The following is an 11212-nucleotide window of genomic DNA, read 5'->3' as shown; positions in this document are numbered from 1 at the left end:
CCATTATTCTGTAAGGGATAATGGCGTGATCCGAAAGCTTGCTGCTTACGTGATTCTGGGAATCAACACGGAAGGAAAAAAAGAAGTTTTAACCATCAGTGTTGGCGATGCAAATTCCGGCTCATCTGACCACGCATTCCGCTAAGAGCTGATCAGTCTTTCCGGATGTAACTGAACGCGTTTCCGCTTCAGCTGATCAATAAGTTTTCAACGTGTTATAGTTCTTTCGTAGTCATCAAATGATTGCGAAAGGAGGCATAACTATGCAAGACTACAACACGATTATCGGCTCCATCCAGATGCGTTTGAATGGATGCCAGACCAGGTCAGTTATGGACCGTTACAAGATTGGCTCAGGTACATTAAATCTGATCATGAGCCGATACCATGCCAACGGAATCCCAATCGAGGAACTCCGAATGATGGCACCTAAGGAAGTTGAGAACCTTTTCTATCCGCAGAAAAATCTACAGAGGAAAGATGTCCCACTTCCAGATTTCCAGTATTACTATGACAGAATCCATGCACCAGGGAGCCGCATGAACATTTCGTTCTGTTGGCTGGATTATAAAGAAAAGAATCCTGATGGTTATGAGAAGTCACAGTTTTACGAATACTTCAACCGATTCATAGCAGAAAACTATGGTGGCCAGAAGGTATCCATGGCCGTAAACCGAATCCCGGGTGAAAAGATGTATATCGACTAGGTCGGTGATCAGCCGGAACTGTTAACAGATACCGAAACGGGCGAGATCAAAAAAGTCCATATCTTTGCGACCACTCTTGGAGTCAGCAGTCTGATCTATGCCGAAGCTTTTCCAAATGAGAAGCTCCCATGTTTTATAGAAGGCTGTGCCCATGCTGTTTCATTTTATGGTGCTGTTACGAAATACTTTGTGCCCGATAACCTGCGAACTGCTGTAACCAAGCACACAAAGGATGAACTTATCCTGCAGTCTACATTTGCAGATCTGGAAGATTTCTATGAAACTATAGTTCTTCCACCACCCGCTAGAAAGCCGAAAGGCAAGCCTACAGTTGAAAATCATGTACGTTATCTTGAAATACACCTGGTTGAGAAACTGAAAGAAAAGATATATGTATCCTTTGAAGACCTAAATGCTGAAATAAAAAAAAATAGTAGCAGTCCTCAATAAACGATCTTTTCAAGGCAAGGACTTCTCAAGACAGGATGCTTTCGAAAAGTATGACAAACCATGTATGAAACCACTGCCAGGCGGATGTTACACGGCTTGCGACTATAAAGCGGTCCTAAAAGTTCCCAACAACTACCACATCGAGTATGACGGCCACTACTACTCCGTATTGTACTCTTACTGTGGCAAGCCTGCAATCCTGAAGGCAACCGCTTCAGAGATCAGAATCTGTGATCTGTATAATCGGCTGATCTGTACACATAAGCGGTCTTATAGAGAGTTTCCGCTGTATATCACGGTAGATGAACATATGCCGCCAGAACACCTTTATTACAAAGAAGTCAATTCAAAGGATGGTAATTATTACCGCCGCTGGGCTTCTGCCATTGGTCCTGCGATGTCAGAACTGATTGACAGACTCCTTAAATCATCAAAACATGAAGAGCAGTCCTATAATGCCTGTGCAGGTATCCTGCATAAAGTAAAAACAATCCCGAAAGGTGCTGCTGAAGAAGTTGCCCGTAAATGTATAGAGATCAATTCCTGTAAGTATTTTACCTTCAAGCAGATGCTGAAAAAGATGGATGTGAAGGAACTCCCCGAGTATTCACCAGGAACACTGCCCAACCATGAAAATATCAGAGGAAAGGACTACTATAAGTAAGGGTGACGTACTATGGCATACAGATTAAAAGATTATCTTTATAACGATAAACTCACAAAGGAACAGAACATACTCATGGATCGGCTGTATAAACTTCGCATGTCCGGTATGGCTGAAGCATTTGAAAAGCAGCTGCTGGAACCAAACACAGGTCTCGAACCATTTGAAGTCCGCTTTGCTGCTATTGTAAATCAGGAGTGGGATCAGCGTGAGAGTAAAAAGTTTAAACGTCTCATGAAGAAAGCGACCCTGAAATATCCTGCAGCTGATCTTGACAGTTCAATCTATGATCCAGAACGTCAGCTGAATACACACGTCATAGAACTTCTGGCCAAGTGTGATTGGATCGATGAGCCGAATAACCTGCTGATGACCGGAGGGGCCGGTGCTGGGAAAACGCACATCGCCTGCGCCTTATGTATCACAGCAATGCATCAGAACCGTACTGTTAAATACATACGTGCGAACACACTCTTAAAGGAATCAGATCATGCCAGGCAGGAAGGTACTTACTTTGAGTATTCGAATGAAATGGCAGCTTATGATCTCATGGTGATAGATGATTTCGGCTTAATGGATCTGGACATCGAGAAATGCCGCGATTTATTTGAAATCATCGAGTCCAGAGACTGCCGCAAGGCAACTATTATAATCTCTCAGATTCCAGTATCCGGATGGTATCAACTTTTTGGGGATTCCACCTATGCGGATGCCTGCTTAAGCCGAATGACATCCAAGGCATATCGTCTTGAATTTCCTGGCAGGGATCGCAGAGTAAATAATGGTAACTAATAAACGTGCTGAGCTTTGCTCAGTTTAAAGCAGAATGGCGCTCCGTTCCTCTGGAACGGATGCGCAGTTCTTGCGGAATATGCAATGTGGATGCAATTATGAAAAATTGTCTGCTGTAGGACACATCAATCTAGGCCTTTTGCAATCTTTTGAGAAAGATGGCGGTGAGCAGTGCTTCTTGGATTTTATGGTGCGAAATTTTCAGTATGCTACGCACCACAGAAGGCGTATGCTTCCAAGTGTAGAAGACATCTTTGCAAATGAAGATAAAGACACATTGCCATATTCGGAAAGAGATGCGAAAGATGCTGTAATGCAGAGATTTTGGCTTGAGCAGGCAGGAAGAACTCAAAATGTGTTGAACGAATTGTCAAAACAATATGGTGTTCCAATTCCAGAAGGCTGTCATTCCATATTGGATTATATGGATTATGTTGACTACGGGCATGACCAGAGAAAAAGAAATGCATCGTGGCATGTCAGCTGTTTTTCCGATGCGGATAGAAAAAGAGTTAAAAAAGTACTAAAAGACTTCCGAGTAAAAAACTACACGATGCATGCCATGATAGATGATTGCATCGCAGACTTCGCATTATAAGGCGGGATATTTAGTAAGATATCTGGGGCCAGACCCTCTTTCGGCAACATAGGATAGGAGTGATCGGATGAGTGCAATTGAAGAATTACTTAATCAGATAATAATGCGCGGATGGGAATGGATTTGGAGTGTATCATGGTACTGGATACCAGCAGGACTAGGATTTGCATTTCGATTTGGATTATTGAAATACAAAATATGGGATTCAGAAATGCGAGTCAAAGTAATCTTAAGAGATATCGGAATTATTTTCGGACTAACAATATTGTGGTCGGGCTTGAATTCCTATGAATTAGATAGTAATACGGGAGTGATGGTTTTTATCTTGACTTTTGTCTACATTGTATATGGTTTGGCAGAAAGTTGTGAAGACACTGGAGGAAGTACAGAAAGCATATTACTGATTTTAAAAAGTGTTTTATTAACAATGCTCTCATTCCAAGAAATAGGTGGAACTATTTTTGGTGCAATAGTAACAAGTGGAATGGCTGTTATGGCATATAAGTTTTGGATTTGTAAAGAAAAGAAGACAGATTTGTTTGAAATAATCTTTTTATGCGCAGAAGCAGTTATTTTGTCTATCATCGGTGAAATATATGCTATACAAGGAATAGGGGTTTTTCTATTTGTATTTTTTGAGGAAACAGCAATATTCTTTTTTAATTATATTGTTAAGTACATAGCGTCTGTATTCTTTGGAGAGGCAGAGGAAAACTATTACTAAAAGTATGAAGTGGTGGAAAAGATGCATAGGAAAGGTGGATACTAATTGAAAGATTTTGTGAGTTTTATTAAGAATTATTCGACAAGAGATTTTATCTATTTTTTCTCAGAAATATCAATCGAACTATATAAGAATCAGCAAAATAAGTCAGAAGATGAATTAAAGTGTAGTATTACATTTCCATTGAATGCTATCTTACATGGATTTATACATCGGCAAGTGCAGGTAATGTTGTCAGCATGGGATATTCAAAATATGGCGTATGTCTCTATAGTCAGTGCAAATGATTACAGAAAAGAAATTATGACAAGAGAAAAGGCTGGTACGGTGGTAAATTTGTATAGAGGATATGAGAATGAGCATTCCAATAGCGAATATATCAAAGATGCAAAATTGCCTGATATATTTAAGTTTATGATGGGCATGACATATGAACAGTTTAAGTATCAGAATTTAGCATGGACATACCAGAGCTTTAGCCGAAATTATCATATTTTGCTTGGCTCAAGTAAAATTAGCAGGGATGAGATTGTAGATATAAATGAAATTACAGAAGAATTGTTTGGTATGAGTGCAGACGAGTTTATGACCAATGTACTTTATTTGTTGTGGTTATGCAGTGAGCGTCCCGATCCGTTAGGGGCAGAGGATGATTTATATAAGCACGGGGCAAACAGCATACTCACTAAAGAGAATTTGGAGAAAATTATTAATTATTATTCTGTTACATATGATGATGTAAGGAAGTCTCCAATACAGAAACAATTGTTTTATAGCAAACCTTTTGTGATTACTCAAAAGAACAAAGAGCCGATTATGGTCAGTATGTATTTGGTACAGATGCTCTTTGCAGATGGTTTATATTGGTTAATTCGAGATTATTATTATAAGAATGGTAAGGGAACCGGGTTCATTAATGCTTTTGGCAGAATGTTCGAAGAATATTTTATGGAACTGGCTGAGATTTACCTGACAGAAGATATGTGGCACAAAATCCCAGAACAAGACAAAAAGAGTGCGGATTTCTTTGTAGAATTTGAGGATGCGGTATTCTTGTTTGAATTGAAATCAGGACTGCTTGGAATAAAGGCAAAGCAACAGGCACCAGATGTTCAACAGATTGATACATTTTACAAAAGAAATATTTTAGAAGCACATGAACAACTTAAAATGTCTGAAAAGGAATATCAGGGACAAAAGCCGGTTATTAAAATTTTTTTGCTGTATGAGAGTATGACGAATACGCAAATAGTGATGTCTTCGATACCAGAGATATTTGTTGATGACAGCAGATGTTATATCATGACCATAGAAGACTTGGAGATGATGCTGGCTACATATAAGAACGGTAAAGAAAAGTTTGAAAAGGTAGTAAAAGCATTAGTTACTAATCAGAACAGCAATGCTCAGGTTACGAGTGTTTTACATGTCTTGAACGATTGTGATGCTGTTGGAGATATGCACTTTATTGAAGACAGAGACTATTTTATGAAAATAGCAAAAAGAATGGAAAAGGAGTTGGAGGTATAATGAAATTCCTTTAATACTGTGGTAAAATAGGATATATTAATTCGAAATACTGCGGAGGTAAATATGCTTGATAATAGTATAGGGTGTTATGGAAAATTGGTTTCAGAAGTATTGACAGCAATCTCTCAAGTTTATTGGGGAAGAATGTATAAATATATTAAAGATAACAATATCGATTATAAGGATGTGAATTGCTTTATTCTCAATCCTGAAAGTATGGCTGTTTATTTTAGTAAGACATTTATTGCCATAGAGTATTGTGGTAATCCATATGTAAAAAATATTGTGGAAAAATCTGAAAGAATGATTGTTGTCCGTGATTTCACAAAAGAAGATTTGACTTCAAAGCAAGTTATTGAAAAGATAATTGGCTTTACTTTTGATGGAACTAGCGGGATTACATTTCCATTATACTCTGATATATATGAAGATTTAATGGTTCCGACAAATGCAGGATTAGATAAGCTGATTGACTTAAAATGGAACTTTGCTGCTCAAAATAGTATGGTAAGTTTCAATTCACAGGGATTTGATATTGTAGAGGGACAATTTGTTAGACTAATTAATGGCATGTTTTTTGATGCAAAAGATGATGATTTAAAAACCAGAATTATAAAGTGGATTGATTTTATCCCTTGTCATTATAATGAGCCAGAAGAAGGAGAACTGGATGAGATTGGTTTTAGTTTGGAAGTATATGACAGATTATGGCAAGCTGACCTCTTTTATCAGTATCCGGAACCCGCAGATTTTAAATATGATAAGCTGCCTAAAATTAATAGGTTTATCGAGTTGTTTGGTAACTCTGAGAATTCGGAGCCAACTATTACCTCATTTTTAGCACAGCAAGAAAATCACTTTATTCTTAATATGGGATTTATGGGAACCGGAGTACATTCCCAAGTTAAGTGCGAGTGGCAGAGTGAGGAAAAAGACGAAATTATACCAGATTTTTTTGTTGTTAGAGCAAATGGATATGCGGATATTGTAGAGTTCAAATTACCAAAAGTTAAAAGAAATACTGTAGTTGGACGAAATAACCGTGAACAATTCAGTGCAGAGATTAATTCATACATCGCACAGACAAGAGTATATAGAAGTTATTTTGAAGATCCTAATAACAGAAGGTGGTTTGAGAAGAAATATGGATTTAAAGTATATAAACCCAAAAGATATTTGGTTGTAGGACGAAGAAATGATTTTGAATGCGATGAATGGATAGAAATTAAATCAGATTATACGGATGTGGAAATAGTTACGTATGATGACTTAGTTGACACAGTAGTTTCCCAATTCTATCAATAAAGAATTTAGCAAGGAGGATAAATGCCTAAAATAATATTACGATGCAACTACTTAAAGAATGCCCCACCTTCACATCTTGCCAATTACATGAACTACATCAGTACCCGTGAGGGTGTGGAGAAGGTAGACAGCACCAGCGCCTTACTGTACTGGTGCCGCATTCTTTTCTTTTTCAATCATTAAATCAAGATTAGAAAGATCCAGATCTTTAAATTCTACTCTTGTATTAGAACCTTCTTTGTGGATAATCATACTGGAAGCTATTTCTTCAAAATAACGCTCTTGTTCTTGAAGATACTCAACGGTCGGATGAAGAATATTCTGTCGAAGTCGTGAAGAATCTTCCTTAGATAAAATAATGGGACCTGTCATAACAGTATTGCGCATAATATTCTCCTTTCAATACCCTAATAAGTCAGCGGTCTGTTGTTCAAAATAATTTTTCACATACTGACTGTCCTTAATAAGGTCAATATACATGTATGTATTTACCGCATCAATATTCTTGCCCATCTCTTTAAATCCAATTTTTTTGTACCAGTCCACTTTTTCAGGTACTGCATTCAGGGTAATAAAACGAATTGGTAAAAATCAGTCCATTGCCGTGCTTCATTAATAATTTTTTCTAATGTTTTTGTCCCAATTTTATTCTTTTGATATTTTGTTCCTATTGCCAGATAATTTATATACAAACTGGGAAGAAATTCTCCAAAATCATCAATTTGATAATCAGATATTTCTGAAATACAATCATAAAAAGCGACATCCCGAAAGGTTATCATATAGTATCCCACTACGAGTGACTTATATTCAATTTCATATGCATAACACTGTTGCAGCAGTGTGGCAAAATAGGAATTTTCAACATACTCATTAATCGCAGGATTCCCACAATCAAAGTTATTAACCGCAGATGTCATCAATTTATATTGAAGCTCTGCCATATCTTCACCCTTTCTTTTGGTTTAATTAATAGTCTGTATTTTACCAAGACAGATCATTTGTGTTAAAATCCATAAAAATAATTAGAATTCTTACTTTTTTATGCTAATTTGGCATGCGTGATCAGCTTCACCTAAAAACACTATATCTTAAACTTCGGCACAAATATGCGTGGATTATTAGTGGCAATGTAAGACATTTCCATGCCTTTACCGGTAGTTTCTCTATTAGATATGGGGTAATCCCTATCCCCTATATCAAACCCTGCGTGCGTTATTAACGCATACAGATCTTCTCTTTATATTTCATACTTTATTAGAATACAAACGTACATTATACTAAATTCCCCAGTCCACACATTACTTTAAGTATATCACAAGTCAGCAAATAAATCATCTTTGTATAAAATTATTTTCGGAGAAATTATGAAAGAAAAATCGTTTGTAAAAAAATAAAATTATATGATATCACAATTAAGAACAATACGGACACTGGAAATGTAAAAATCAGGATTTTTACCCCTGATACTATTGACGAATGCGAATTAGAGCGGATGAAAGTAATGCAATTAAACGAAGTACAAAAATTAGTGCGGAGTCATATAAAGGAACAGTAACAATTTTGCTTTAATTTTCAGGTATGTCAGAGCGGCGAAATCAGTTGAAAGCGGCGGAGGAATACACATTGGGGTCAGACCCCATTAAAGATTACTAAAAAAGGGGAAGAAAGGATGTAGTTTTTAACTACATGACAACTATATACTATGATGCTATAATGGGATTAAAACAGGAAATGAGTTGGCATTGTACGATGAATCCGGTGGAATAGAAAATACAGGGATACGCCGACAGGTGATAAAGGAAATTACTGATTTTGCAAAAAAATATGATGTAAAAAAATTCTTCTCTTCGGATCAAGGCAAGAGGTGATTTTAAGCGTACGAGTGACATTGATTTAGCAGTGTCAGATGGAAAGTTTGATCGTTTTGCGCTTCATTAAAAATATGAAAAAAATATGAGACAGGAGGCGATTATAATGTACATATTCATACCATTTTTCTTTTTCATCTGGGGCGGTCTGACGGTGGCTTATTTTCATTTCGGATTTCAGCCAGAATGGCTTGCTACGATTCTGAATACGAGTTCCGCCGGCGACAGCGCAGCCAATGCTTTTATGCTCAGCACACGCGGTGGACTTTTTATCATCGGTGTCGGTGTTTTTTGCCTGATCTGGATTGTAGTTCGTCTTTGGCTTGGGATTGATAAATTCGAAGAACCTCAAGACTCTGGTTCTTTGCGCGAAGATATTGTGGAGATTTTTGACGCTTTGCTCACACCCATTCCCTCGTATGAAGAGGAGAAAGAAACAGATCCACTTAGCTTTGGTGCACTCTTCGATGAACTTTCCAGTACATCTTCCTCGGAGCCGGAATATCTGAGTGACAGTGATGGCAAAAGCGTTCGTATCACCGGCCGCGGTTCTGATGTTTTTTATCTGGAAAACGGTGATGTTGTCTATACTACAGACGGTCGTGATTTCTATACGACAGATGATGATGTGTATCATCACTATGAATGAAGCGGGCGTATTTGAAAGCAGTGGAGCAGTATGTTTGCCACATTGGGGTCTGCCCGTGCGTCCAGCAAAGGGTATATAGTCCGGTGGGTGGAAGCCCCATCAAATAAGCTGCTAACCACAGCATTTGAAGCGAGTCTTGAGTCTGCCGCGGCAACGCTGCAGGCTAAGCGTAGACAGCAAGGTAACAGGGATAGCTAGTGAGCACCGAAATCCCAAAAGAACCAGAGGGCCGACATCGTGGTCAGGATGGAAGGCAACATATGTACTTATCGTTACCTTATTTTACTTGACTTTGCAGACTATCTGATTTATTATACTCGTAAAGAAGTAACTTACGAGTTACTAACTCACGAGTATAATTATTGGAGGTGAGCAGATGAGTCAATTCTATTGCCGTGAGGATGAGCTGCGCAAACTGAATAAACGGTATGCAGGTGATAAGTTTGAGTGCATTGTCATCTACGGCAGACGGCGTGTTGGTAAAACGGCACTGATCAACGAGTTCTGCAAAGATAAGCCTACCATTTTCTTTTCTGCATTGAACACGACAGGAAAGGAAAATCTGGAAGCTCTCTCAAAGTCGATTATGAGTTTTGAGCGGCCGGATATGGAGTCTGCACCGGAGTTCAGGTCCTATGATGCAGCTTTGGATGAGCTGACAGCACTTTCAAAGGAAAAGAGGATTGTCTTTGTTATTGATGAGTATCCTTATCTTGCAAAAGCAAAACCAGCTATTTCAGCGATGCTGCAGCACATCATCGACCACAAATGGACAGAGTCCAAGATGTACCTGATTCTTTGCGGCTCCTCTATGAGCTTCATGGAGAGTCAGGTGCTTGGAAAGGAAAGTCCGTTGTATGGCAGACGTACTGGCCAGTTTAAGATTGAGCCGCTAGACTATAAAGAAACCGCTGTGTTCCACCCAAATCTGTCTGCAGAAGACAATTCCCTGATTTATGGGATCACGGGAGGAGTTCCCCACTATATCAATAAGTTGGATGTGCGAGATAGTGTGATGAAGCTCTGTTGGATAATTTCTTTGACCGCTCCAGCTATCTGTATGAGGAACCGGGGAACTTACTGAAGCAGGAACTCCGGGAGCCGGCCATTTATAATGCAATCATTAAAGCGATTGCAGAAGGTGCTTCCCGAATGAACGATATCAAGATGAAGGTCGGCGAGGAAAACTCGGTCGTATCGAAGTACCTGAAAACGCTGATCGACCTTGGCATTGCGAAGAAAGAAACACCGATTACAGAAGAACCGGGTAAGAAAACCATCTATCTGCTGGCTGATAACTTCTTCCGTTTCTGGTATCGGTTTGTGCCAATCAATATGAGTGCCATTGACTCTGGCAGAATTGCAAAGACCTATCCACACGCTGTAAAGCAGTATCTTCCTGATTACATGGGTCTAATTTATGAGAAGATGTGTCAGGATTACCTGCTCTATTATTCGGATAGCCTTCCTATTGAGCTGAGTGAAATCGGCCAGTGGTGGGGGACAGACCCGAAGAAGAAAAAGCAGATACAGATTGATATCGTCGGAACTCCTGTTGAGGGCAAAGACTATATCATCGGTTCATGCAAATACCGGAATGAGAAAATCGGTGTGGATGAACTCGATTTGATTCGGGATTATGCCTCAGTTTTTGGAAAGGGCAACAACTATCACTACTATATCTTCTCGAAAGGCGGATTCACAGATGGACTTCTTCAGGCACAAGAGCGAGGTGAAGTTCGGCTGATAACGCTGGAAGACCTTTACAAGTAAAAATTCTAATCAACCCTGCTGGTGAAAGCTGGCAGGGTATTTTTAGTTTGCGCGCCATGGGCGCGCTCTAACGGGTGAAAGTCCCGAACACGCCTAGGCGACAAGGAAGTGTATAGCTGAACAGCAAGGGTGTCTATCGTAAGGTAGAA

Annotated in this window: 13 protein-coding genes and 1 pseudogene; 12 read left to right on the top strand and 2 right to left on the bottom strand. The window is 38.9% G+C overall.

Translation table 11 applies throughout. From position 1 onward, the window contains the following. The 9 genes and pseudogenes from DW965_RS22340 to DW965_RS17680 form a co-directional block, all read left to right on the top strand. A pseudogene (locus DW965_RS22340) lies at nucleotides 1–118 on the top strand (transposase); the annotation flags it as partial. Between the two features lie 145 nt (nucleotides 119–263). Then, on the top strand, nucleotides 264–707 hold the full coding sequence (locus DW965_RS20285) for a transposase (protein WP_243036683.1): 444 nt from the start codon (nucleotides 264–266) through the stop codon (nucleotides 705–707). 189 nt (nucleotides 708–896) lie between these two features. Then, entirely contained in the window at nucleotides 897–1157 is a 261-nt protein-coding gene (locus DW965_RS20280; protein WP_243036682.1) for a hypothetical protein, read from the top strand. A gap of 64 nt (nucleotides 1158–1221) precedes the next feature. After that, a complete protein-coding gene (locus DW965_RS20275) occupies nucleotides 1222–1821 on the top strand; it encodes a Mu transposase domain-containing protein (protein WP_243036681.1) in 600 nt (199 codons plus the stop codon). 12 nt (nucleotides 1822–1833) lie between these two features. After that, nucleotides 1834–2613, top strand: a complete 780-nt coding sequence (locus tag DW965_RS17700; protein ID WP_117510917.1) for an ATP-binding protein — start codon at nucleotides 1834–1836, stop codon at nucleotides 2611–2613. 70 nt (nucleotides 2614–2683) lie between these two features. Beyond that, nucleotides 2684–3211 carry a hypothetical protein gene (locus DW965_RS17695; RefSeq protein ID WP_118700105.1) on the top strand — a complete coding sequence of 176 codons (528 nt, stop codon included), beginning with the start codon at nucleotides 2684–2686 and terminating at the stop codon, nucleotides 3209–3211. A gap of 67 nt (nucleotides 3212–3278) precedes the next feature. Next, nucleotides 3279–3935, top strand: coding sequence for a hypothetical protein (locus tag DW965_RS17690; RefSeq protein WP_117804820.1), 657 nt, complete (start codon nucleotides 3279–3281; stop codon nucleotides 3933–3935). Nucleotides 3936–3980: 45 nt separating this feature from the next. Then, nucleotides 3981–5465, top strand: a complete 1485-nt coding sequence (locus DW965_RS17685) for a hypothetical protein (RefSeq protein ID WP_243002059.1) — start codon at nucleotides 3981–3983, stop codon at nucleotides 5463–5465. A 63-nt stretch (nucleotides 5466–5528) separates the two neighbouring features. After that, complete coding sequence (locus DW965_RS17680) at nucleotides 5529–6770, top strand: Shedu anti-phage system protein SduA domain-containing protein (protein WP_117804819.1); 1242 nt, start codon at nucleotides 5529–5531, stop codon at nucleotides 6768–6770. 141 nt (nucleotides 6771–6911) lie between these two features. Here the strand turns inward: DW965_RS17680 and DW965_RS18985 are convergent, their stop codons facing one another. After that, nucleotides 6912–7157, bottom strand: a complete 246-nt coding sequence (locus DW965_RS18985) for a hypothetical protein (RefSeq protein WP_147342474.1) — start codon at nucleotides 7155–7157, stop codon at nucleotides 6912–6914. A 176-nt stretch (nucleotides 7158–7333) separates the two neighbouring features. After that, a complete protein-coding gene (locus DW965_RS17675) occupies nucleotides 7334–7714 on the bottom strand; it encodes a GNAT family N-acetyltransferase (RefSeq protein WP_119198638.1) in 381 nt (126 codons plus the stop codon). Nucleotides 7715–8747: 1033 nt separating this feature from the next. Here DW965_RS17675 and DW965_RS17670 point away from each other — a divergent pair. The 3 genes from DW965_RS17670 to DW965_RS20265 all read left to right on the top strand — a co-directional run bounded on the left by DW965_RS17670 (nucleotide 8748) and on the right by DW965_RS20265 (nucleotide 11063). After that, on the top strand, nucleotides 8748–9290 hold the full coding sequence (locus tag DW965_RS17670; RefSeq protein WP_118719592.1) for a hypothetical protein: 543 nt from the start codon (nucleotides 8748–8750) through the stop codon (nucleotides 9288–9290). A gap of 376 nt (nucleotides 9291–9666) precedes the next feature. Further along, on the top strand, nucleotides 9667–10374 hold the full coding sequence (locus tag DW965_RS20270; protein ID WP_242998399.1) for an AAA family ATPase: 708 nt from the start codon (nucleotides 9667–9669) through the stop codon (nucleotides 10372–10374). After that, nucleotides 10317–11063, top strand: a complete 747-nt coding sequence (locus DW965_RS20265; RefSeq protein WP_243036680.1) for an ATP-binding protein — start codon at nucleotides 10317–10319, stop codon at nucleotides 11061–11063. Before DW965_RS20270 ends, DW965_RS20265 begins: the two co-directional genes overlap by 58 nt. Nucleotides 11064–11212 lie beyond the last annotated feature (149 nt).

The sequence above is a fragment of the Blautia sp. AM47-4 genome (genome assembly GCF_003479865.1).
Taxonomy (GTDB): Bacteria; Bacillota; Clostridia; order Lachnospirales; family Lachnospiraceae; genus Fusicatenibacter; species Fusicatenibacter saccharivorans.
This window is presented reverse-complemented; position numbering and strand designations above follow the sequence as displayed.